Source organism: Leptospira johnsonii (assembly GCF_003112675.1).
GTDB classification, from domain to species: domain Bacteria; phylum Spirochaetota; class Leptospiria; order Leptospirales; family Leptospiraceae; genus Leptospira_B; species Leptospira_B johnsonii.
This window is the reverse complement of record NZ_BFAY01000006.1, coordinates 280,416-303,266: the sequence shown is the minus strand read 5'-3', so window position 1 is coordinate 303,266 and position 22,851 is coordinate 280,416. Positions and strand designations below refer to the sequence as shown.

General features: G+C 41.5%; 22 protein-coding genes. 13 read left to right on the top strand and 9 right to left on the bottom strand.

Features of this window, described 5'->3' with window-relative positions:
- Position 1 precedes the first annotated feature (1 nt).
- From LPTSP_RS05045 to LPTSP_RS05010, 8 genes are all read left to right on the top strand, one after another.
- Positions 2-970: a PhoH family protein gene (locus tag LPTSP_RS05045; RefSeq protein ID WP_108927722.1), complete on the top strand. Its 969-nt coding sequence runs from the start codon at positions 2-4 to the stop codon at positions 968-970.
- Positions 970-3,378: an HD family phosphohydrolase gene (locus tag LPTSP_RS05040; RefSeq protein WP_108927721.1), complete on the top strand. Its 2,409-nt coding sequence runs from the start codon at positions 970-972 to the stop codon at positions 3,376-3,378. Before LPTSP_RS05045 ends, LPTSP_RS05040 begins: the two co-directional genes overlap by 1 nt.
- 82 nt (positions 3,379-3,460) lie before the next feature.
- A complete protein-coding gene (gene ybeY, locus LPTSP_RS05035; protein ID WP_245915471.1) occupies positions 3,461-3,862 on the top strand; it encodes an rRNA maturation RNase YbeY in 402 nt (133 codons plus the stop codon).
- On the top strand, positions 3,835-4,608 hold the full coding sequence (recO, locus tag LPTSP_RS05030) for a DNA repair protein RecO (RefSeq protein WP_108927719.1): 774 nt from the start codon (positions 3,835-3,837) through the stop codon (positions 4,606-4,608). Before ybeY ends, recO begins: the two co-directional genes overlap by 28 nt.
- Positions 4,601-4,831: a hypothetical protein gene (locus tag LPTSP_RS05025; protein WP_108927718.1), complete on the top strand. Its 231-nt coding sequence runs from the start codon at positions 4,601-4,603 to the stop codon at positions 4,829-4,831. Before recO ends, LPTSP_RS05025 begins: the two co-directional genes overlap by 8 nt.
- 42 nt (positions 4,832-4,873) lie before the next feature.
- Complete coding sequence (argS, locus tag LPTSP_RS05020) at positions 4,874-6,640, top strand: arginine--tRNA ligase (protein WP_108927717.1); 1,767 nt, start codon at positions 4,874-4,876, stop codon at positions 6,638-6,640.
- Positions 6,637-7,893 (top strand): CinA family nicotinamide mononucleotide deamidase-related protein, encoded by a 1,257-nt coding sequence (locus LPTSP_RS05015; RefSeq protein WP_108927716.1) that lies wholly within the window; start codon positions 6,637-6,639, stop codon positions 7,891-7,893. Before argS ends, LPTSP_RS05015 begins: the two co-directional genes overlap by 4 nt.
- Positions 7,890-8,978 carry a hypothetical protein gene (locus tag LPTSP_RS05010; protein ID WP_108927715.1) on the top strand — a complete coding sequence of 363 codons (1,089 nt, stop codon included), beginning with the start codon at positions 7,890-7,892 and terminating at the stop codon, positions 8,976-8,978. The genes LPTSP_RS05015 and LPTSP_RS05010 overlap by 4 nt, the downstream gene beginning before the upstream one ends.
- A 5-nt stretch (positions 8,979-8,983) precedes the next feature.
- Here LPTSP_RS05010 and LPTSP_RS05005 read toward each other — a convergent pair whose 3' ends face one another.
- The 9 genes from LPTSP_RS05005 to lepB all read right to left on the bottom strand — a co-directional run bounded on the left by LPTSP_RS05005 (position 8,984) and on the right by lepB (position 17,321).
- Positions 8,984-9,997: a hypothetical protein gene (locus LPTSP_RS05005; RefSeq protein ID WP_108927714.1), complete on the bottom strand. Its 1,014-nt coding sequence runs from the start codon at positions 9,995-9,997 to the stop codon at positions 8,984-8,986.
- Positions 9,998-10,186: 189 nt separating this feature from the next.
- Entirely contained in the window at positions 10,187-11,182 is a 996-nt protein-coding gene (locus tag LPTSP_RS05000) for a response regulator transcription factor (protein WP_108927713.1), read from the bottom strand.
- A gap of 1 nt (position 11,183) precedes the next feature.
- A complete protein-coding gene (locus tag LPTSP_RS04995; RefSeq protein ID WP_108927712.1) occupies positions 11,184-12,308 on the bottom strand; it encodes an LIC_12097 family sensor histidine kinase in 1,125 nt (374 codons plus the stop codon).
- A gap of 5 nt (positions 12,309-12,313) precedes the next feature.
- The gene (gene lenA, locus LPTSP_RS04990) at positions 12,314-12,970 is read right to left on the bottom strand and encodes an endostatin-like outer membrane lipoprotein LenA (RefSeq protein WP_108927826.1); all 657 of its coding nucleotides are present in this window, start codon (positions 12,968-12,970) and stop codon (positions 12,314-12,316) included.
- 43 nt (positions 12,971-13,013) lie between these two features.
- Complete coding sequence (gene secG / locus LPTSP_RS04985; protein WP_108927711.1) at positions 13,014-13,394, bottom strand: preprotein translocase subunit SecG; 381 nt, start codon at positions 13,392-13,394, stop codon at positions 13,014-13,016.
- A 134-nt stretch (positions 13,395-13,528) separates the two neighbouring features.
- The gene (gene tpiA, locus LPTSP_RS04980) at positions 13,529-14,281 is read right to left on the bottom strand and encodes a triose-phosphate isomerase (RefSeq protein ID WP_108927710.1); all 753 of its coding nucleotides are present in this window, start codon (positions 14,279-14,281) and stop codon (positions 13,529-13,531) included.
- Between the two features lie 21 nt (positions 14,282-14,302).
- The gene (locus tag LPTSP_RS04975) at positions 14,303-15,493 is read right to left on the bottom strand and encodes a phosphoglycerate kinase (RefSeq protein WP_108927709.1); all 1,191 of its coding nucleotides are present in this window, start codon (positions 15,491-15,493) and stop codon (positions 14,303-14,305) included.
- 3 nt (positions 15,494-15,496) lie between these two features.
- Positions 15,497-16,504 carry a type I glyceraldehyde-3-phosphate dehydrogenase gene (gene gap / locus LPTSP_RS04970; RefSeq protein WP_108927708.1) on the bottom strand — a complete coding sequence of 336 codons (1,008 nt, stop codon included), beginning with the start codon at positions 16,502-16,504 and terminating at the stop codon, positions 15,497-15,499.
- Between the two features lie 259 nt (positions 16,505-16,763).
- On the bottom strand, positions 16,764-17,321 hold the full coding sequence (gene lepB / locus LPTSP_RS04965; RefSeq protein ID WP_108927707.1) for a signal peptidase I: 558 nt from the start codon (positions 17,319-17,321) through the stop codon (positions 16,764-16,766).
- A 123-nt stretch (positions 17,322-17,444) separates the two neighbouring features.
- On the opposite strand from lepB, the gene LPTSP_RS04960 reads away from it, so the two are divergent.
- From LPTSP_RS04960 to LPTSP_RS04940, 5 genes are all read left to right on the top strand, one after another.
- Positions 17,445-18,968 (top strand): LA_3751/LA_3752 family putative glycosyltransferase, encoded by a 1,524-nt coding sequence (locus LPTSP_RS04960; RefSeq protein WP_245915466.1) that lies wholly within the window; start codon positions 17,445-17,447, stop codon positions 18,966-18,968.
- A gap of 100 nt (positions 18,969-19,068) precedes the next feature.
- Positions 19,069-19,626, top strand: a complete 558-nt coding sequence (locus LPTSP_RS04955; protein WP_108927706.1) for a gamma carbonic anhydrase family protein — start codon at positions 19,069-19,071, stop codon at positions 19,624-19,626.
- A gap of 51 nt (positions 19,627-19,677) precedes the next feature.
- The gene (locus LPTSP_RS04950; protein WP_108927705.1) at positions 19,678-20,748 is read left to right on the top strand and encodes a hypothetical protein; all 1,071 of its coding nucleotides are present in this window, start codon (positions 19,678-19,680) and stop codon (positions 20,746-20,748) included.
- A 123-nt stretch (positions 20,749-20,871) separates the two neighbouring features.
- Positions 20,872-21,801, top strand: coding sequence for a cysteine synthase A (cysK, locus tag LPTSP_RS04945; protein ID WP_108927704.1), 930 nt, complete (start codon positions 20,872-20,874; stop codon positions 21,799-21,801).
- Positions 21,802-21,981: 180 nt separating this feature from the next.
- Positions 21,982-22,830, top strand: coding sequence for an oxygenase MpaB family protein (locus LPTSP_RS04940; protein WP_108927703.1), 849 nt, complete (start codon positions 21,982-21,984; stop codon positions 22,828-22,830).
- Positions 22,831-22,851: the final 21 nt, after the last annotated feature.

Sequence of the window (22,851 nt, the reverse complement as noted above, 5' to 3'; positions counted from 1 at the left end):
TATCAGGAAAGAACAGTTTACTTTCGAAAACCAAGACCTGTATCGTAAGATCTGCGGGATCAACGATGCGGGCGTCAGAAATTTGGAAAAACAATTGGAGATCGATCTAATCCCTAGGGGAAACGGTTTTCAAGTGGAAGGAATTTCCACAAAGGTCGAATTCGCCCTGGATTTTTTCAGATTATTGGAAACCAATTATCGGGACAGACCGGATCGGGATTTTACGGATTCCTTCGATTTCGGTTATCTTCTTAAACAAGCCACTCGTGAAAGGAAGAAGGAAGAGCGTAAGTCGGAAGATGAACCCTTCAAGCCTACAGAGAAGATACTTACCACATACAAGGGAAAACATCTTTATTCCAGGACCAAAAACCAGGAAAAGTATATTCAATCTTTCTTAAATAATCTGATCACTTTCGGGATCGGCCCTGCAGGAACCGGAAAAACATTCCTGTCGGTTGCAATGGCCTGCAGATTTTTGCAAAATGGGATCGTGGATAAGATCGTTTTGACAAGACCTGCGGTAGAAGCAGGAGAGAATCTTGGATTTTTACCCGGGGATCTAAACCAAAAAGTGGACCCGTATCTTCGTCCTGTATACGATGCTTTGAACGAATGTATCGGCTTCGAAAAAACCCAAGAATATATCGCACTTACTAAAATAGAGATCGCGCCGGTCGCATTCATGAGAGGAAGGACACTTTCCAAAAGTTTTATCATTTTGGACGAGGCCCAAAACTGTACTCTTGCGCAGCTTAAGATGATTATGACCCGTTTGGGCCGCAATTCCAGGATGTGTATATCCGGTGACGTGACCCAAGTCGACCTAGAACATGGTAGATCCGGTTTCGATCGTGTGGTAAACTTGTTCAGACAGACCGAAGGAATTGGTCAGGTGTTTTTCGGAAAAGAAGATATCACTAGACATCCTTTGGTAGAAACCATCGTGAGGAAGTTCGAGGAATTGTAATGTTTCCACTGGGATCACTTTTAGAAAGAGGAATGGCTTGGATCACGGATACCTTGACCAAGATCCGTCCAATTTCTTTCGTGAGAAAATTCCAGGTAATCCTCACGGCGATCACTCTGATCATCGTGACCTGGATGCTGGCGATCCCGTTTTTCGGTCAGGACAAAATTAATCTTTCTCAAGACGGTCCTTATTCTGAAGGCAAGAATGCTCTGGATAAGGTCGTCTCAACCAAAGATATAGTTTATGAAGACGAAGAAAAAACGAAAGCCAAAAGACTAAAGGCCTTCCAATCCGCGCCTAATTTTTTCGATAGAGATTATAGGGTTTTAGCCGAAGTCATTCGCCCTGCTATCCAAGAGGATATGGAGAAATACAGGGAGCCAAAACCTACCGGAGAAGTGAAAACTTCCGCAGAATTATTGGCTGCAGTCCCTAGATGGAAAAACAGATCCAAAGAAGAGTTGGAGCTCCTACTTAAAACTCCGGGCAAGTCCAGGGTCAGAGATCTCGTCCAACAATATAGTAATTTAGTTTTTTCTAATTTTTGTATTTTGAGGGACCAACCTAACGACTATTCTGCGATCCGAACAGCGGAAGCAAGGATTCGCAATTCAGGTGCGAGCGGGAATAAGGAGCAGATTTCCTCGGTAGAGGGAGCACTTGTAATTCCTCGTATGTATTTGTATAGGGACAGTGCAACGGTAGAAACTCTAAACCGTTTGGCAGCGGAGAAGTTGCAGGCCACAGATCCTCAGCTTCTTTCAGTCATCCAAAAGCTCGCGCTGACTTATGTATATTCTAATCCTGCCTGTACTTACAACGCGGAAGAAACTAAAAACCAAAAGCAAGCCGTTATGGATAGAACGGAGCCTATTAGCAGCAGGATCAACGCGGGAGAAACCATCGTAAAAGCGGGGGAGATTATCACTCCGGATATCTATCAGAGATTGCTGATAGTGAATAGATACGCTACTCGTGCAAATATCGCGTCCATTATCTCCATTCTTCTTATACAATCCATTTTTGTAATTATAGTATATGCCTTCCTGAAGAAATACAATCCGAAACGTTTAAATGACGTTTCGAGTAACGTAATCGTGTTCACGTTGATCTGGTCTTTGGTGCTCTGGACTTATTTGGCATCCAAGGCATTTTTCAGCTTTGAGAACAGTTACGATTCGGTTTTTTACTTCGCTCTTGTGATCCCGACCGGAATGGTTTGTCTCATTCTATCTATGATCTATGACGAACAATTATCGATCGCGATTGGGTTCTTCCTTTCGTTCTTCGTGTTCGCTGCTTCCAGGTATAATCCGACTTCTTTCATTCTTGCTTTCGTAATGACTGTAGTTGCGGCAACTTATGGAAGAAAGATGAGAAAGAGGATCGATTTTATCAAGGCCGGGTTCTATATGGCCTTGGTCCAGATGCTCATCTCTTCTTCCGGGTATTTGTTCGATTCTAGGAATTATTGGGTGGCTGTTCCGTCCGGCTCTCATTTGAGAGACCTTTGGGAATCGAATATATTCCGATTGTATTTATTATGTTTAGTGAACGGATTCGTCTGTTCCACTTTGACTCAGCTGCTTCTTCCTATCTATGAGTATGTGTTCAATATTCCTACCAGATTTAAGCTGATGGAACTTGCGGATACAGGACACCCGTTACTGCAGGAATTGCTGACCAAGGCGCCTTCTACTTATACCCATACTTTTTTAGTGGCTGCTATGTCCGAAAGAGCCTCCCAAAATTTGGAATTGGATTGGCTTTTGACCAGAGTTGGCGTGTATTTTCACGATATCGGTAAGATCCCGAATGCAGGATTTTTCGTAGAGAACCAACACTTGATCCCTAAAAAGGAAAACATTGATAAGAATAATCCTGCAAAAGCTGCAAAGATAGTCATCGATCACGTCCTGGATGGAATTGAAATGGCTAAGAAGGCTAGGCTTCCAAGAGAAGTGATCGATTTTATTCCGGAACATCATGGAACTTCTACCATGGCGTTCTTTTATCATAAAGCGCTTGCGGAACTTTCCCCCGCTCAAAAGAAAAAACTTAAAAAAGCGGACTTCCAATACCCGGGACCTAAACCTCAAAGAAAGGAAACTGCGATCGTGATGATCGCCGATAGTTTGGAAGCTGCAAGTAGATCCTTGGAAGAAGTAACTCCCGAATCTTTAGATATTCTCATTACTAAGATCGTGAACAGTAAATTGGCGGAAAACCAATTGGACGAATGCGGACTTACCTTAGGCGATCTGGAAGTCGTAAAATTCTCCTTTAAGGAAGTTCTTCTTTCTAGTCTTCATTCAAGACCTAAATATCCTAAACCTGAGGATACTAAAGCTTTAGAGGAGAAGAACAAAAATATCCTGGGGAAAAACGCCCCTAAGAGTCACTAATTTGTTCGAGTTCTCTTCGGATTTCGATCCGAATTCTATTCCTTCTTGGCTTTCCGAATCTTCCTTGGGATCTAGATGGGAAATTCTAAGTGCTTTCGCTTTTCCTAATATAACAACTCATCTTTCCTTGGTTTTGACGGATGACGAATCCATACGAGAATTGAATCGGGTTAGAAGAGGCAAAGACTACGCGACAGACGTTCTTTCTTTTCCCTTAAGTTTTGATCTGACTCCTTGGGAACTTCCCCCTATCAAAAAAAGAAATTTCGGACCGATCCTAAGTTTAGGAGAGATCGTAATCTCTTGGGATACCTGTAAGGCCCAAGCAAAGAATATAGGTCACAGCGAAGAAGATGAATTTTTCAGATTATTCGTGCACGGTTTTTTACATTTAATCGGTTATGATCATGAACGAGGAGAAGAAGACGAGGCTCTAATGAAAGAGAAGGAGGATCTATGCCTGGATCTAGTCCTGGGGCCTTAAAAAAAACTACCGGAATCGTGATGGAAAGCCGCATCCTTCCGGAAGGGGATGCATTCTTACGACTTCTACCGGAAGAAGGTGAAGTAGGTAGTTTCCGAGTAAAAGGGATCAAAAAAAGTAAGACAAGACCTATCGCCGCAGTGGAGCCAGGATCTTTAACGGTCTTAGATTATTATTTCACCCAAGGAAGAGAGACGTTTAACGTAAAAGAGATTGGGTTGATCAGAAGATTCGATAAGGCCAAGACAGGATATTCAGGAACCGTTTTGGTTTCATATTTGGTGGAGTTGGTTTCTTCCTTTTTGACGGAAGGAGGTTCTCATCCTATGGAATATAAACTTCTTCTGGGAGCTTTGAAAGAATTAGATGAAGACGGTTATAAACCAGTATTCTTGCCTTTTTTTAAACTGAAGTTATTATATGTAGGCGGGTTTTTATCCAAGGAAATGGAATGTGCGAGCTGCGGAAAAAATCTATCGGAGATCCAATCTTGCAGTTTGGACGAGACCCATTTCGAGATTGTATGTGGAGACTGCGGAACTCCTAAACCGGACAAGTTTGGACTCGTATTATTCGTCCAAGATTGTTTAGCATTGAGATACAGAGATCTGAAGGACAAAAAGATTTCCCTTGAACTCCTGAAGGAGGCGGATAGCTTAAGCAACCGGGCCTTAAAACCTCTTCTTGGAAAAAGACTCAAATCTGAACCTATGCTGTACGAATCCTTAGGGGAAAATCTTGGATAAACTTTTTAAAACTGCATTTTTAGTTATCTATACTGTAGGACTGATCTTTCTGATCGTTCTTCAGGAAAGATGGGGGAAGAAAGATGTCCCACCACGTCCTATCATTTCCGAAGCTTCCAGGTGCCAATATCTTGAATGTATCCTCAGGGAGAAAAATCTGGTCCTTGGGGCCCTGGATAAAAGTTGGAAACTGATCGGAAGCAAAAGGTTGTTTCCAGATTGAGATGATGTCCCCTAAAAAATAGGAACTATTACAAAAGACAGAATGAAAGAAACGGATACTCTTAAACAACTCGTTTTAGAAGCTTTAAAAGAAGGAGTAAAACTCTATTGCGAAAAAGAAGCACCTAACGTTTCTTTTTCAGATCTTAGGATCCGAATAGAATATTCCAGAGAAGAATCCTTCGGAGATTATTCTACCTCTTTCGCTTTGGAAAATTCCAAACTGTTAGGCAAAAAGCCATTAGACTCTGCAGCACTTCTTATAGGTTACTTGCAAACAAGAACAGATCTATTCGAGAAGGTGGATTTTACTCCTCCTGGCTTCGTGAATTTTAGGATCTCTCCTTCTTTCCTCATCCGTTTCTTGGAAAATACCATACAGAAAAAAGATATTTTTCCTAAATTAGAAAATCCTAAAAAGGTAAATTTGGAATTCGTAAGTGCGAATCCAACCGGACCCTTGAATATAGTGTCCGCAAGAGCTGCCGCTACCGGAGAAGCGTTTGCGAACCTTCTCAAGGCTGTAGGCCATTCCGTTGATAAGGAATTTTACGTAAACGATTACGGGAATCAGGTGTTTTTACTTGGTGTTTCCACAATGGTGCGCATTCGAGAGGCGCTGGGAGAGTCTTATTCTATCCAGGAGAATGCGGAGGACGGAAGATCTATCGATGAGTTACTTTCCCAGAACGTGATCCCTGCGGAAGGATATAGAGGTGATTACCTCAATATCATCGCTAAGCAATTATTAGGAAATCCGAATACTGAAAAAGAGATCAAGTCCCATCTGGAGAAAAAGGAATATTCCGCTCTCGCAGAAAAATGTTCCCGTTGGACTGTGGAATCTAATCTAGTTTGGCAAAAAAAAGATCTGGATCTATTCGGAGTAGGCTTCGATAGATTTTTTTCGGAAACGACATTGCATGAATCCGGAAAAGTTTTGGGAGTACTCGAGAACCTAAAAAAATCCGGAAAGGTCTTTGAAGAAGAAGGTAAACAGCTCTTTAAGTCCGAGGACTACGGAGACGACAAAAATCGTGTGGTCGTAAGGGATGATGGACGTCCTACATACCTTCTTGCCGATATTGCCTACCATAACGATAAAATTTCCAGAGGTTATGAGAAGATCATAGATATCTGGGGACCGGACCATCACGGATATATCGCAAGACTAGCAGGCGCTGTACAAGCATTGGGCTATCCTAAAGAAAATTTCCAAGTGATCATCGCCCAACAAGTGAACCTTCTTATGGCCGGTCAGAAGATGAAGATGAGTAAACGTGCTGGAGAATTCCAGACTATGGAAGATCTGCTCGGCTACTTGGGAAAACATGCAAAAGACGTTGCTCGCTATTTTTTCACAATGAGGTCCTTGGATTCTCCTCTGGATTTCGATCTGGATCTAGCAAAGGATGAATCGGACAAAAATCCTGTATTCTATCTGCAATATGCTCATGCGAGAGTTTGTTCTATCTTCAGGGAAGTAGGAACTAATTCGGATGCAAAAGCATTAGAAAATCTAGAAATGACAGAAGAGAGAAAAAGACTTCTTTTCTGGATCTCTCGTTTTCCGGAAGAAGTGTTGGATGCCGCAGCCACCTTGGAACCTCATAGGATCGCAAATTATCTCCAGAATCTTGCAAGAGCGTTCACTCAGTTCTATATAGCAAAGAATAATAGGCTGAAAGATTCGGATGAGTCTACAAGACTTGGACTTGCAAGAATTTGCCAAGCGGTGCGTGTCGTACTTGCAGAAGGTTTAGCATTACTCGGGGTTTCTGCTCCGGAAAGATTGGAGAAAGAAGATTGAATCCTCCTAAGGTCACTGTCATTTCCACAGGTTCTGAACTGACTGCAGGAAGAAGCCAAGATACAAATTCTTCCTGGATCGCAAACGAACTCTTCGGCTTAGGATATTCTACTGAGAAATTCCTAGTATTACCAGATGATCCTAAACTGATCCGAGATGAGTTGAAAAAATTAGCAGGTGTTGCATCTAAAGAAAATCCGGTCCTACTCGTGATGACTGGTGGTCTTGGTCCAACGGAAGACGATTATACCTTAGAAGTTGTATGTGAACTTACTTCTTCGAAAGCAGTGCTAAATGACAAAGCTCATGATAGACTCCAAGCATTGTATCGTCTTCGCGGCAAAGGTTTTCAAGAGGCGCTGACTACTGCATTACGTCAGGTATCTATTCCTTCTAATTCTACAGTTTTGAATAATTCCGTAGGAATAGCTCCAGGGTTTTGGTCGGAACTCCAACAAGGCGCTTATTTGGCCTGTATGCCTGGGGTTCCTTCCGAGATGGTAGCCATGTTCAAAGAAGAATTAGTTCCTCTGATCCAGAAACAATTCCAGTCAGGAGAATTATATTCTGATTTTCTGTTTATCTGGGGAATGAGCGAGTCCCTATTCCAGCAGGAATTTATAGAAGGTATTGAGGCTTTAAAAAATGGTAAAGCTGTCTGGGGGGTAGCTGCAAAAAAAGGATTTATCAGAGTCACCTACCAATCCGAGGACAAAAATTTAGTCCAAGAATTGATCCAAAAGACCAAAGAAAAATACAAAGGACTTTGTACTGGGGACTTATTCGAAGAATTTCCTAAACTTCTCTCGGAAAGAAAACTTACCTTAGGAACGATCGAAAGTTGCACAGGCGGACTCGCAGCTAAGATTCTAACGGATAGAGCAGGTTCTTCCGAATACTTTTTAGGATCTGTAGTCAGTTATTCCAATCTGATCAAAGAAAATATAGTGGGGGTAAAAAAAGAAACCCTGGAAGCTCACGGTGCGGTCAGCGAAGAAACTGCAACCGAAATGGCGGATAACGGAGCAAGACTACTCGGAACAGATCTGGCAATCAGTATTACCGGGATCGCCGGCCCCGGTGGTGGAACTCCTACAAAAAAAGTAGGAACTGTATTTATAGGAACCCATATCAAGGGCGAAAAAACGGAAGTGAAGGAACTCTTCCTACCTTTTAAAAGGGAGTTGTTCCGAGAAGTGGTTGCCGCAACTTCTCTCTATCTAATGTACAATCGATTGAGGAAACTCGTATGATCTCTAGGATTTTGGCCCTAAGTTTTGTATTCTTTTTAGGATTTTATTATTTTTTGGGGAATCCGTACGAGTCTGCGCGAACTGTACAAAAAACCTGGTATTGGAACAAAGAATCCAAGTTAGCCAGCTTTCCAGATCCGCGTAGCGATTTCGATCCGGAAAGGACCATCAACGGGTATAAAACCAAAACTTCTTATATAAGGATTCCATGGGGAGAATCTCTCCCGACCGACGATTCTATCCGAATAGAGTATCCGCTCAGAGCCAAAGGATTTTTAGCCTACAAAAAGATAGGAAGTTCTGTGGAATTTTTCTCGGAAGCGGGAGAACTACTTTGGACCAAGGATTACAAAAGTTATCCTCGTATTCATCCTGACGGAAACCTGGTCCTCTTTTTATCCGGAGATAATAACCAAGTTTTGGTTTCCGATATTAACGGAAATTCTTTAGGAGCAAAAAAGTTAGACGGTAGATTTTTGACGGATATCTCGTTTGCTCCAAAAGGAATTTCTAATGGAGAAACTTCAGTCCTATTTTCGGGTGGAGAATTATTCCTTTTGGATGGAAAGGGAAACAAACTATTCGAAGCGAAGTTAGGGGAGAAGGAGCCGGTATTTGCCAAAAGTCTCTCTATTTCCGCTAACGGTCAGAAGATCGCGGTTCACTTCCTGAAAAACAATAGAGATTTTATCCGAGTATACGATAGAGACGGATCAGAATCGGAAGAATGGAATCTAGGTCGAGTAATCCCATATAAAATAAATCTTGCAGTTTCGGATGATGGCGGAGTGCTTGCAGGCTTCTCCGATAAACTGACCTTATATTCTAAATCCGGTAAAGTACTCTTCGAAAAGAATCGGAACAAGGCCCAATCAGTTTATCAAACTGTATTTCATTCTGGAGCTTGGTTTGCTGGTGAATGGGAAGGAAACTTATTCTTCTTGGATGAAGAAGGTTATATTCTTAAAGAAGAAAAGATCCGAACCGGAGAAAAACCATTTCGTTTTTATTCTTCTGGCCACAACGGAGAAGCATTCTTAGAAGGCGGGAATGATATCGTTCTCTATAGGGAATTGGAGAGATAGAAACATTATTTCCAAGTTGCATATTGGACTCGATTCGTACCGTCTACAGCAACGACCACGAATTTATCATTTCCATAAGCGATCCCCTTCCAAAAATTGTTTTCAGTTTGTTGGCGAGCTGTCCAGTTAATACCGTCAGTCGAGGTCATAATTCGATTTGTTCCGGTAGCTGCCGCTGCCATAAATAGACCGTTCGCGTAATACACCTCGTACCATTCATTTTGTTCCGAGGCGGAGCGAGCAGTCCAGTTGATCCCATCCGGGGAAGTCATTACTCTATTCGTGCCGGTCAATGCAACGGCCACAAAAAGATTATGCCCGAAAGTAACAGAACGCCAATCGTTCGATTCCGCTGCCGTGCGTAGAGTCCAATTAATCCCGTCTGAAGAGGTTCCGACTCCGCCACTTGAGCTGACTGTCACAAATTTATTATTAGCGAACACCACGCTGCGCCAGGATTGATTTGCAGGTGCGGTCCTTGGGGTCCAGTTGATCCCGTCCGGAGAAGTTTGAAATGTCGACCCGTCAGCCACTGCAACGAAAAGCCCTTTGCCATAGGTCACCCAATTGTAATTTAGCAAAGGTATCGATCTGGTAGTCCAATTGATCCCATCGGGAGAAGTCATTACACGGTCTGTTCCCGAATTGGCAAGTGCCACATATATGTCTTTCGCGTAAACTATTGATAACCATTGGTTTGCCTGAGAAGCCGCTCTAGCAGTCCAGTTGATCCCATTCGGGGAAGTCATTACTCGATTCGTACCGTCTTGAGAAACTGCAACAAATTGATTTTTAGCAAAGGTAATTCCTACCCATACGTTTGCTTCAGCCGCTGAGGCGCTAGTAAATTCGCCGAGATTACAATTTTCCGGAGTACTTTCGCAGCTATTATCCTGAAGCAATAATGCAAGTATCGATAGATTATTATTACTCTTATCGCTGCTACAGGAGAGCGTGAGAATATTACAAAATATTAGGAAAAAAAATGTTACTCGAGTTATATATTTGGAATATTTCATATTTAAAGATCCCTATCAATCGTTACTAATGAATAATAGCGATTAATAGTCTAGCAGGATCTAAATTGAACGGATAGATACAAGCAATAAACTTCTAAGAACAGAATTAATTATTTCCAAATTTTTTTTCTTCTGAGTAAGGGAAAAATTTAGACGACTATTTTGTCTCAGTAAATTGCTTAAGAAAAATTAAATTTCGTAAATAGAAAGAGACTTATAACCTTTATTCGTTTGCTTATCCAAGAGCGCTATAATTTCTGTTCTTGTATCCTTTTCGATATTAAAGATCAACTGATCAGAGATCTCTCTACAGATATACAAACCACGACCATGAGAATCTGCAAGACCCGCAGGCAAACCTGTAGGACTGTCCACAGTGATATGTCTATCCAGACGTTTTAAAATTTCCTTTTTGTTCAAAGAACCGAAATGATCTCGGACTACTACAATATAAGAATTTTCTGCGATCCCGTAGCCTATCTCAAAATAATCAGTTTCAGCGAGTTGTATATGTTCTAAAGGAACAAGGAGATCACGGGAAGGAAGTTCATATTGGTATTTTGAATTTCCTTTGGAGTCTCTCGGAGCACGGATCATTGCATTAGAAGTCAGCTCTTCTAAGATTTGTTGGACCGCATTAGGTGCTCCTTTTTCGATCAGGAATTTTCCTACACGATTGCAGATATAATTTCGATCCTTGTCGGAACTGATCTTACGGAACACTATCCCGTTTTCCGGAGGTACTAAGAATTCTTCTTCTCTGTCGCTTTCTAAAATTTTGAAATCAGGGCTAAAATATTTTTCTACTCCGAAGATATCTTTATAAATGAGTTTTTTGACCATCACAGTGATCAGATTAATATCCAAGAAAGAATATTTCGGAATGATATTCCAGATATCGTGTTGGTATGCAAAGTTAATATAATCGTTAATATTATAAGCGGTCATCAAGGAATATTGCACGGAAGGATATTCCTTTTGGATGGTCTTGATCAGATCCAGTCCAGATTTACCAGGCATACGTATATCCGTGATGACAAGATCAATATGTTCGTTAGAAAGTATTTTGACTGCTTCGTCGTAATTTTCCGCATCGAAAACTTCGTAATCTCGGACTAGGATATCTTTAACCGCCTCCCGGATGGAATGTATATCTTCTACTACTAAGATACGATGATTGGACAATTTAGTTTCCTTTGGGTTGTACTAAGGGAAGAGAAATTTTAAATCTGGTCCTTCTATCATAAGAACGAACCGTCAATTCTCCAGAATGTTCTCTTACAATGGAATGGCAGATGGAAAGTCCGAGACCTGTTCCGATCCCCGACTTGTTTTTAGAGAAGAATGGAGAGAAAATTTTATCCAGCATATCTTCCGGAATTCCCCCAGCGGTATCTTCCACAAAAATATGCATCATATTACGAGTGCGTCTGACTTCTACTTTGATCTTACCTTCTCCATAATCGTAAGCTTGTAGAGAGTTTTTGAAAAGATTGATGAATAGTCTTTCCATCTTGACCGGATTGAATTGGAAGGTCATACCAGGTTCGCTTAAAATTTCCCATTCAGTATTTTTGGAAAGAACAGGATAGACCCAGGTGACCGAGTCTTTTGCCTTCATTATGGTTTCATGAATATCAGCGGTGGTAGTGACTAATTTATCCGGTTTCGCAAAACTGATCACATCCAAAACGATCATCGCTGCACGAGTAAGATCCTCTTTGATCATCTCCAATCTTTTTCGGAAAAAAGCAGGATCCATACTGGATAGATTATTCATCAGGTTTTGCAATGTGAGGCTCATACCAGTGAGCGGGTTATTCAACTCGTGAGCTACACCGGAGATAAAAATCCCAAGAGAAGCCAGGTTACGTATCCTTAGGTTCTCTTCTTCTTTTTCTTTGATACGTGTGATATTACTGATCTTCTCGACTATGGAGACGATACTTCCATCCTTACGAATTGGAAAAAAATCCAAGTATAAGGTTTCCTTTTGGTCATTGGCTACGTGAAAGATCTCTCGCCCAATTTCTCCCTTTCCTTCGAATTGTGCGTCGAAGTCGGATTCATTTTCATGATGGTCCTTCATTGGACAGTAAGGACAAACTGCGGAACGATTGTACAGTACCTCGTAACATTTCCTGCCCAGGGTAGAGGGGAAGTCGGGCTCACTTGAAAATTCAAGAGTGGCCTTGTTTACACGACGGACCCGGAAGCCCGAGTCTATTAAAACTAGGGGCTCCGTGATTCCGTCCAGAATTGCTTGGAGTTCCTCCGCTCTTTCGTGGAGGTTTTCCATTAGGGATGACATCCGGATCAATATTCTAGGGATTCTTTATAACTTTGCAGTAATTTTTTTTGATTTCTGGAAGAATGTTGCGTCTGCATTTCCTGAAGTCTTAGAACATGCACGAAAAAATCCTCGATAAGTTTTAAGTAAAATTCTTTCTTAAACTCGGATCTGTCCCGGTTTACCCCCTCATCAGGTAGGTAATTCAGAGGATATTCCGCCTCTCTACCGTTCCGATCCGCATAGATCACCAGATCATCCACATTATTATCCAAAGGAGTATTGTCCGTCATGCGGATCATGATGGTGTCTTCTGCGGAATAATTTGCAGTTTTGATTTCAGAGACCACCTTAGAAAGAGTAGACCCGTTAAATTCCAGAAGAATGGACTTTTCTTCTGCTCTTTCTATCCCTCCTGGAGTAGGAGATTGGGTCACAGAGAACTTAGTGATCTTCACACCTTTACGATTCGGGTAATTCCCCACCCAAGTCACCAAGGTCCCGATAGGAAGAGCTTCCATTCTTTCGAATTTCAAAAGTTCTCTGGCAACACTCAAACTTTCATAAGCACGCAAGATCCGCTGATTTAACATTTGGGTAGAAGATGAGGAGGAATTGTTCTGGGATTTTGTCCCATCCTGGTTCTGAGCGTTGATTGAAAGGAAGGAAAGAAGAAGGAGCAGAAGGAAGACGGCCTTGGGAGCCGCCTTCGGTGAAAAATAAAAATTAAGGCTTAGGTTGCGCTGGGGTTTCGGTGCTTGGTGCGGTAGTAGGCGCGGATTCTTGGGCATTGGTCCCTCCTTGGTTGCCCTGGGCCTCTTCCGCGGTTGGTGGAGGAAGGATCTCAGGTGTTGGAGTGGTATTGTATCCGCTAGTCTTCGCAAAAAGGAAAGAAAGAATCAGAGACAAAGCCAAAAAAAGAAGTCCAGCAACTCTGGTTGCCTTAGTCAAAACATCCGCAGTAGAGGAACCAAAAACAGATTGGCTTGCTCCTCCACCAAGAACTCCACCCATTCCTCCTTTGCCTGTTTGGATCATAACAAGAAGGATCAGAAATAGACTGACGAAAACGAAAAGAACAAGGATGGTTCCGGTGATAAAGCCCATGAGTCGAATTCCTAAAGGTAAAAAGGTATGTTTTTTTGGCGAAATAATCCGCTTTAGATCCAAACTACCGCTGAGCCCTAGGCTGACAAGCCGTTTCGTAGTTTCCCATACCGCACTATTGCGGTAGAAAGAAATTAGAATAAAGCTAAGAAGCTTTCCAGCTTCTGGCTGGCCCCGCCTACGAGTCCTCCATCTATATCTGCTTGGGATAGGAGTTCCTTCACGTTATCGGCTTTTACGGAACCGCCGTAGAGGATAGGCATAACATCTGAGATTGTTTTCCCATTTTGGAATAATCCGGAAATTTCTTTTCTGATAAATGCATGAGCTTCTTGGGCTTGAGCCGGAGTTGCTACCTTTCCGGTCCCGATCGCCCAAACTGGTTCGTAAGCAACCCAGATACGCGAGAATTGGTCGCTTTCAATAGAACCTAAACCTTCTTGGATTTGTTTTTTCAGAACTTCGAAAGTATTGCCCGATTCTCTTTCTGCCAAGGTTTCTCCAACACAATACACCGCAGTGAAACCGTGTTTTGCAAGATAAGAGATTTTTTGGTTACAGAATAGGCTCGTTTCACCCAAAAACTGTCTTCTTTCCGAGTGACCTACGAGAGCGAATTTGATACCTAGTTCGGAAAGTTGGTCTGGACCGGTCTCTCCTGTCATGGCAGTTAGAGGAGCAGGGTAGATATTCTGTGCTCCTACAGATACTTTCGAGTTTTCTAATATTCTTGCGACAGCAGCCAAATGAATGGAAGAAGGAAATACAACCGCCTTTTTATTATCGGGAAGAGAAGAGGACTTTTCCTTTAGGCCGCTTGCGAGTGCCAACGCTTCCTTTTCGGAAAGATTCATTTTCCAGTTACCAGCGATAATTTTAGGGCGCATATATATTTCCTTTACTTCGTTTTAGGTTTTTTCTTTCAGAAGAGCTACAACTCCGGGGAGTTTTTTTCCTTCTAAAAATTCCAAGGAGGCTCCTCCTCCGGTAGAAACGTGGGTGATCTTATCTTCCACTTTTGCCTTATTGATCGCTGCGATGGAATCTCCTCCGCCTACGACTGTTCTGGCCTTGGACTTAGAGACCGCCTTTGCGATTGCCATGGTGCCGGCTGCGAATTTATCGAATTCGAAAACTCCCATAGGGCCGTTCCAGACGATGGTTGCAGCGTTCTTAATTACTTTTTCGTAATTTGCGATCGTTTTAGGACCGATATCCATTCCCATCCAACCGTCTAAAATTCCCATCTTATCCACGGTTTTGGTCTTTGCATTCGCATCAAATTTGTCGCCGATCACATGATCCACAGGAAGTTGGAAATCGACACCTGCGACTCCAGCTCTTTCTATAAGTTGGAATGCTTCCACTTCGAAATCTCTTTCTACTAAGGAATTACCAACAGGAATAGCTCTGGATTTCAGGAAGGTATAAGCCATTCCGCCGCCGATCAAAATATGATCCACTTTTTCGATGAGGTTTTTGATCACACTGATCTTAGAAGAAACTTTGGAACCTCCGATGATTGCCACGAAAGGTTTTGCAGGGCGGGAAAGAAGGGAAGAAAGTTCGGTAATCTCCTTGTACATCAACAAACCTGCAAAAGAAGGCAGAAGATGAGCAATTCCTTCCGTAGAAGCATGGGCCCTATGAGCCGCACCGAATGCATCGTTTACATAAACATCCGCAAGAGCTGCCAGGCTTTTGGCAAAACCGGGATTGTTCTCCTCTTCTTCTTTATGAAAACGTAAATTTTCCAAAACCAGGATCTCTCCATCCTTTAGTTCTTTGGAAAGTTTTACAACATTCTCTCCGATCACGTCTTTAGAGAATATTACGGAAGTTTTAACTAACTCTTTAAAAACTTCGTAAACGGGTTCCATAGAATATTGAGGATCCGGTTTACCTTTTGGGCGGCCAAGGTGACTTGCGATCACCACCCTGGCACCTTTTTTTACCAATAGTTCAATGGTAGGAAGGGTCTTTTCAATTCTAGTCTTGTCGGAAACTTTTCCGTTTTCTAGAGGGACGTTAAAATCGACCCTCAGAAAAACACGTTTCCCCTTGACGTCCTCGTTTTCGAGTCTGGGTAATTGCTGCATCTATTAACCTTTTTTAGCCATATAACGGATTAGGTCTAGAACTCTATTAGAGTAACCCATCTCGTTATCGTACCAAGAAACCAATTTAAAGAATCTGGAATTTAGTTCGATACAAGCGTCCGCGTCAAAGATAGAAGAAAGAGTGGAGCTTAAGAAGTCGTTAGAAACAACCATCTCGTCCGTATAACCTAAAATTCCTTTCATGGAACCTTCGGAAGCTTCTTTCATTTTTGCAGAAATTTCTTTTAAGCTGGTTTCTTTAGTAGTTCTAACGGTCAAGTCCACAACGGAAACGTCAGGAGTTGGAACTCTGAAAGACATACCGGTTAGTTTGCCGTTTACTTCAGGGATACAAAGACCAACAGCTTTTGCAGCACCCGTAGAGGCTGGGATGATATTTTGCATTGCGCCTCTTCCACCTCTCCAGTCTTTTTTAGAAGGACCGTCTACAGTAGGTTGAGTAGCAGTAGTAGCGTGGATAGTGGTCATCAGACCTTCTTCGATCCCGAAATTGTCCAGAACCACTTTAGTGATCGGAGCCAGACAGTTCGTAGTACAGGAAGCGTTGGAAACAACATGGTCTTTGCTTGGATCGTATTTCTCGTTGTTTACTCCCATAACAAAAGTAGGGATGTCCTTGTCTTTTGCAGGAGCGGAGATCACGACTTTTTTAGCTCCGGCTTTGATATGTTTTTCTGCGCCGACTCTGTCGGTGAATAGACCGGTAGATTCGATCACGTAGTCCACTTTTAGGTCTTTCCAAGGGAGTTTTTCTGGATCTCTTTCGGATACACAAAGAACTTTTTTGCCATCTACGATAAGTGCGTCGTCCGTATGCTCCACGGTTCCGTTAAAACGGCCATGAGTTGAATCGTACTTTAAAAGATATCCTAGGTTGTCCGGAGTTACTAGGTCGTTAATAGCTACAAATTCAATATTTGGGTCTTTGATCCCCGAACGAAATACCAAGCGACCGATTCGGCCAAAACCGTTGATAGCGATTCTTGTCATTTTCTTCCCTTTATTTCCTTAATGTTATTTGATAAAACAGGAGCCTTTGGCTCTTCAAATACATCTTTTTATAACAAAACCATCCTGAAAATCCGTTTTTTCGTGAATTTTAGGATGGATTCTAATCATTAAAAATGAGTTCTGGGCGACTCCTCGCTTCGCTCAGACCGCGCTGCTACGGGCTACGCTACGCTTCGGTCTCTACGAGACTAAACCCTGCGCATCGCTGTCGCGGTCCGGATGTGGATCGCAAGGAAAGTTAGAAAACTTTGCCTATGATCTTTTCGAAAGGCAAGGGGCCGAAATCTCTGGAATCCACACAGTCGTCTCGGTTATCGCATAAAAGAAAGTAATTTCGATCTTCTACCGTTAGGTTGGAAAGATTGTCCCTAGTAGAATAGGTTCCGGAGAAAGCAGGTCTTGCGTCCTTGTGTTGTAAGGAGAAGTCTGATTTTTCCTGAGCCTCGGAGATACCATTTCGATAAAGGACTTTATCCTTGATGGAGATCTGGTCTCCAGATTTTCCCATAATACGGACCAATGTCACTTTTCCTTTTTGTGTAGGATGTTCGACTAGGACTACATCACCTAAAAATAAGGAAGAATCCCTGACGAAGCGGGAGATATAGATTCTTTTTCCCTTAGGAAAGGCAGGAGACATCTCTTCCGTTTCCGGGACGAAAGGAAATAGGAACCAGATTCGGACTGCGGTCGCAAATAAAAATCCAACCACTAGAGAGATCGAAAGTATCTGAGCGAATTTCTTCCGATCGAATTTTTTTTCCTTCTCTCCGAACTCTTTTTTTAATGAGAACATTATAGGCTAAGGTACGAATGCACAAAAAAAGGTCAAAGTAGATTTTATTCAAAAAAAAGTTGAAATATCAGATTTTCGAGGGTCATATATCCGGATTAGAAAATAAAGGGACCTAGCCTCTCCTTGGAAACAATCGGAAGAAAATATCTTATTTCTAAACTTCAGTTTCTATTTCCACTTAGTTGTATTGTATTCACAGCATTATTCTTATTTAAGATAGATGCAAATTCGATTTTAGTCTCCGATAACCAGAACAAGATCGTTCAGGCCCAAGCATTCATCGATTCTGGATATAAAAGCCAATACTTCAGCTGTAAAATATTGGAGGATCTAGGGGGTTGTAAATTTTTTCCGAGCTGGCAGGTCCATTTGGAAAACGGGATTTCCGGCCCTTTTCCTGTAGCATTCTCTCTATATGCATCCGTATTCGGCCTATTAGGAGATTATAGTTTTCTATTTTACGTTTCTATTTTGTTCTTTTGGATCGGAGTATTTTTCCTAAAATTCGAATTGGACTTAAAATGGGCTGCAGTTCTATTTTTATGTTTAGGTCCTGCTTTTTTTCATTCCGCTTTATTTCCGGATTATTCGATTACATTTCTTTTGACCTGTATAGGTCTTACTTTTTATGCCTGTCCGGTGAAAACTAAGCCACTCGGACTTTTTATTGGATTCTTTGTAGGACTTGGGTTCTTCTTCCGGTCGGAGAATACAATTTTATACTTCTTCTTGGGAATATTTCACCTGATTGACTTCATTTACAAGGGTAGATCCGGAGTTTCTTCAAGAGATAAGGATAGACTGGTTTTACTAATTGGAACGGGTATAGGAGTAGTATTTTACGGAATTATTAACTATTATCTGTATGGCTCTGCTCTGGGAACCAGGATAGAGGCCAATGCGGAAATAGGCTGGGATACCGGACTTGAAAAATATTCGTCTCTACTTTTTTTGGGAAATGGAAGAGTTGGATTTTTATTCTTCTGCCCTTGGATCCTCCTATGGTTGGTATACTTTTTTACTCGCTGGAAAGATCTAGAAAGTTTTGAAAGAAAACTTTCCTTAGCAATTTTAATCTCCCTCTTCTTTGGAGCTTACCTTGCGCCAAATGATTCTAATATCGATTGGGGAACCAGATATCTTTCTTGGCTAATTGTCCCAGCAGTAGTTTTATTCTTTTCCAAAAAGAATTCCGAAAAAGTCCCTACTTCTATTTGGATTTTGACAGGGATCTTATTTTTAGTGACCTTATTCTTCTCTAAGATCTACTTATTAACCCAGGAAAAACTTTCTCGAGAATACGTAAAATATAACGAATTCTTATTGGAGTCCAATCCGGATATATATCTAACAATGGATCCAAGTGTATCCGCACTATTTGGCCAGGAAATTTTGCATAAAAAAGTAATGAGGATAGAAGATACGGAAGATCTGCCAAGATTAATTAGGACACTTTCTTCCCGAAAAGGATCCATTTCTTTGGTGCGTTACGAGCCGGTTACACTATCTCTTTTACAAACCTTGAAAAAAAACGATTCGGAAAAATTAGGAACCGAGGTGGAGAATTGGTTTATAGGATCAGGATGGAAAAGGATCTCTAAAGAAACTTTGGAAAAGATAGAAATCCTAAAATTTGCGCATAATTGAATTTTGATATAAGGAGAGCCCGCTCGGAAAAACTTCTATAATTTGGACTTGTCCAGGCCAAGGAATGTTGTAAGATAGTAGCGCTATTGAGGGAAATTATATGCAAGAAGTACATCTGGCGGGAAATATTTTAGAATACATGGGTAAACGCCCTATCTTCAAAGATGGAGTGTTTTTAGCTCCAGGTTCTTTGGTAGTAGGAGATGTAGTGATCGGAAAAGATTCTTCTATCTGGTTCCAAACTTTGATACGGGGAGATGTGAATTATATTCGTATCGGAGACAATGTAAACATACAGGACATGACGGTTGTCCATGTTTCCAGAAACACCCATCCAGTGGAAATCGGAGACAATGTTTCCGTTGGCCACAGGGCTGTTCTTCATGGATGCAAACTTAAAAATAATTCATTCGTTGGAATGGGTGCAATCATCATGGATGGAGTGGAGCTCGGAGAATATTCCTTTGTGGCCGCAGGTGCTATGGTGACCCCGGGCAAGATCATCCCACCAGGAGCAATGGTAATGGGATCTCCTGCAAAGATCGTAAGAGATATTACGGAAGAAGAAAGGAATTTGATAGAGAGAACCGCTGCAAATTACGTTTCCTATAAGAACAATTATCTGGAGGATTTTTCCTATAGGATCAGCATAGTTTAATTTTCCAAAATTTTCCTATACGTTTAGGGAACTTGCGGAATACTTTACTATGTGAGCGAAACAAAAACTCCGGGAGTATACCTAAGAGGGACAGGGGTCATAGGTTGGCCTCTGGCTTCTTTGTTATTATTATTAAAGAATAAGTTTGGCGGCTTCCAAGTATTTGTAGAACCGTACAAATTACAAAAATCAGAAATACCTCAGATACTTTCCCTGTTAGAAAAAGGCGGGATCATAGTAGATGACGGGTCAAATGGGGTTCGTAACTTTTTTCCTGAATGGGTCTCCAAACAGGACGCATTGTCTCAGTCTCAGGTTGTATGTGATTCTTCTCCTCCTGGAGTTGCAGATAAAAGAAAATCGGAATACTCAGAACCAATTTACGATCGGATCAAAATTTTTATCGCCCAGGGAAGTGAACATTCTTTCGGACCTCAATTTTTATATCCGGAAAGCACTCCGATTTTAGAAAAAGATCCGCCTAGATTCATACATATTTCTACTTGTAACACTCATACGTTAGCCGGAATACTTAGGCCCTTCTACTCAGAAAAACCGCAAGAACTGGTAAATATTTTAGAAGAAGCTGATTTTTTCGTGATCCGAAGAGATGCAGACATGGCAAAAAACGATCCCCACGTCACCGGGCCATTACTTGTTCTTCCTGAATCGCCAACAGGCACCCACCATGGAAGATTATTGAACGAAGTATATTCTGATTTGGGATTTAGTATTAAATTGGGGTCTTCTTCTGTAACGATAAATTCACCCTATATGCACTTGATTCGTTTTCATCTACGCCTAAAGAGAGAAGTTTCTAAAGAATGGTTGGTATCCAAGATCAATAATGACCCATTCTTAAGTATCACTGAGCTTGTTTCCACAAACTCGATCTTCTCTTCTGGAAGAGATAGAGGATTGTATGGAAGGATTTTCTCTCATGCAGTGTTTCCACTTTCCGCCTTGGAAGTGAACGGTAAAGAAGTGAGGGGATATGCCGCCACACCTGGAGATTCGAACGTGCATATCTCTAGTATTTATGCGGTTTATAAGGGACTCGGACTTTCTTTCGGCCCTGAGACTGAATCCTTTTTAGCCGGAATTGTCTTGAAAGAAGTATGACCGGTCTTAGAAATATCCGGACAGTTTTGTTCTTTTTTCATTGATCGCATTTGATATAGTGAAAAAGATGTTTAATATATTGACAAGTTCATATAAACCCAGCTGCAGAGGTAGGAATTCCTGATGAAAGCAAATAATATCTTAGAGACGATCGGTAACACACCCCACGTGAAAATCAACCGACTCTTTGGATCCAAATACAATGTATATTCTAAATTAGAGCGTAGCAATCCAGGCGGTTCTATCAAGGATCGTATCGCGCTTTCTATGATCGAGGACGCTGAAAAAAGCGGAAAACTCACTAAGGATACAGTAATCATCGAGCCGACTTCCGGAAACACCGGTATCGGTTTAGCTCTTGTTGCGGCAGTAAAAGGATATCGTTTGATCCTGGTAATGCCTGAATCTATGAGTGTGGAAAGAAGAAGAATTATGGCTGCTTATGGCGCGGAATTCGACCTCACTCCTCGCGAAAAAGGAATGCCTGGAGCAATCGAAAGAGCGAAACAATTGGTTTCTGAAACTCCAAAAGCTTGGATGCCTCAACAGTTCGAGAACGAAGCAAACATTCAAGTTCATATTGATACTACTGCAGCAGAGATCCTGAAAGACTTTCCTAACGGAGTAGATGCTCTGATCACTGGAGTTGGTACAGGCGGACATATCACAGGAGTTGCTAAGGTTTTAAAGGAGAAGTTCCCTAATACTAAAGTATTTGCAGTTGAGCCGGAAGCCTCTCCAGTAATTTCCGGAGGAAAACCTGGACCGCACCCAATCCAAGGAATTGGAGCGGGATTCATTCCTAAAAACTTACATACTGATCTACTCGACGGTGTGATCCAAGTTTCTAAGGACGAGGCTTTCCAATACGCACTTCGTGCAGCAAAGGAAGAAGGAATTTTCTTAGGAGTATCTTCCGGTGCAGCTTTGGCAGCGGTAGCTAAAAAACTTCCTGAACTTCCGGAAGGATCTACAGTCCTTACTTTCAATTACGATACCGGAGAAAGATATCTTTCTATCGAAGGACTTTTCCCAGTTCCTTCTAACGGCTAAGATTAGAATACAATCTATCGTTTTTAAAATCCCGGCGGTAAAAACGTCGGGATTTTTTTATGTCCGCATTGTTTGGGATAAAAGTATTAAAAGAAAAGAGTTGCTATATACATTTAACCGAACATCTGTGCGAAAAAGCGGAAAAATAAAAAGTTCGGTATCAAAGGAAAAAATAAACAGATGTTCAACCGTTTGAAAATATTAAAACAAATTAATAGGTTAGATGCGGAGAAGGATGCACAAAAGATAGTGTTTCTTGCAGGAAGTTATGATTTCCCTCAGGATGTGGAGATCTCGCTTGCTATTTCCTTCTTCAGGACATTTGCGATCCCTTCTATTTCAAAAATATTAAATACTACCAAACGATTCGAACTTGCAGGACAAAAAAGATACGATGATACGGCTCTAATCCTGGCGGAATTTATAGAGAATGGATTGGACAGCGAAAGAGGAAGGAAAGCCATGAGAAAGCTGAACCAGATCCATAAAGAATACGATATCAAGAATGAGGACTTCTTATATACGCTCACTACATTTATATTCGAGCCGGATCGCTGGAACCAAAAGTTCGGGTGGAGAAAAAGTACTGAAAAAGAAAGGTTAGCCAATTTCTATCTTTGGAAACGGATCGGAAAAATGATGAATATCAAAAATATTCCGGAAACCTACGAAGAAATGTTGGAATTCAATCAGCGATTCGAAAAAGAAAAATTCCGCCGCACACCTGATTCGGAACAAGTTGCACTTGCTACTATGAAGATTGCCTCTGCCAGAATTCCTAAAATCCCCGGCCTAGAATATTTGGTCTATCATGCTGTATATTCACTTATGGATAAACCTCTTAGAGATGCCATGGGATTTCCAAAACCGAATCCTATCGTTGCAGCTTTAACTTATTCTGTTTTGAAATTCAGAGCATTTTTCTTACGATATTTTTGGCCGCCGAGAAAAACTCCGTACTATGTAACTAAAAGAAATAACCCTACTTATCCGAACGGATATTTGATTGAAGAGTTAGGACCTCATTAGAAAAATACGGAAGGGCCGGAT

Bases quoted from the DNA above. Each gene is read 5' to 3' on its own strand.
- secG (WP_108927711.1), bottom strand. From the start codon at position 13,394: ATGGGCTTTATCACCGGAACCATCCTTGTTCTTTTCGTTTTCGTCAGT.
- LPTSP_RS04955 (WP_108927706.1), top strand. From the start codon at position 19,069: ATGCAAGAAGTACATCTGGCGGGAAATATTTTAGAATACATGGGTAAA.
- tpiA (WP_108927710.1), bottom strand. From the start codon at position 14,281: ATGCGCCCTAAAATTATCGCTGGTAACTGGAAAATGAATCTTTCCGAA.
- LPTSP_RS04940 (WP_108927703.1), top strand. From the start codon at position 21,982: ATGTTCAACCGTTTGAAAATATTAAAACAAATTAATAGGTTAGATGCG.
- LPTSP_RS05040 (WP_108927721.1), top strand. From the start codon at position 970: ATGTTTCCACTGGGATCACTTTTAGAAAGAGGAATGGCTTGGATCACG.
- gap (WP_108927708.1), bottom strand. From the start codon at position 16,504: ATGACAAGAATCGCTATCAACGGTTTTGGCCGAATCGGTCGCTTGGTA.
- argS (WP_108927717.1), top strand. From the start codon at position 4,874: ATGAAAGAAACGGATACTCTTAAACAACTCGTTTTAGAAGCTTTAAAA.
- LPTSP_RS05005 (WP_108927714.1), bottom strand. From the start codon at position 9,997: ATGAAATATTCCAAATATATAACTCGAGTAACATTTTTTTTCCTAATA.
- LPTSP_RS05010 (WP_108927715.1), top strand. From the start codon at position 7,890: ATGATCTCTAGGATTTTGGCCCTAAGTTTTGTATTCTTTTTAGGATTT.
- LPTSP_RS04975 (WP_108927709.1), bottom strand. From the start codon at position 15,493: ATGCAGCAATTACCCAGACTCGAAAACGAGGACGTCAAGGGGAAACGT.
- LPTSP_RS04995 (WP_108927712.1), bottom strand. From the start codon at position 12,308: ATGTCATCCCTAATGGAAAACCTCCACGAAAGAGCGGAGGAACTCCAA.
- lepB (WP_108927707.1), bottom strand. From the start codon at position 17,321: ATGTTCTCATTAAAAAAAGAGTTCGGAGAGAAGGAAAAAAAATTCGAT.
- cysK (WP_108927704.1), top strand. From the start codon at position 20,872: ATGAAAGCAAATAATATCTTAGAGACGATCGGTAACACACCCCACGTG.
- recO (WP_108927719.1), top strand. From the start codon at position 3,835: ATGCCTGGATCTAGTCCTGGGGCCTTAAAAAAAACTACCGGAATCGTG.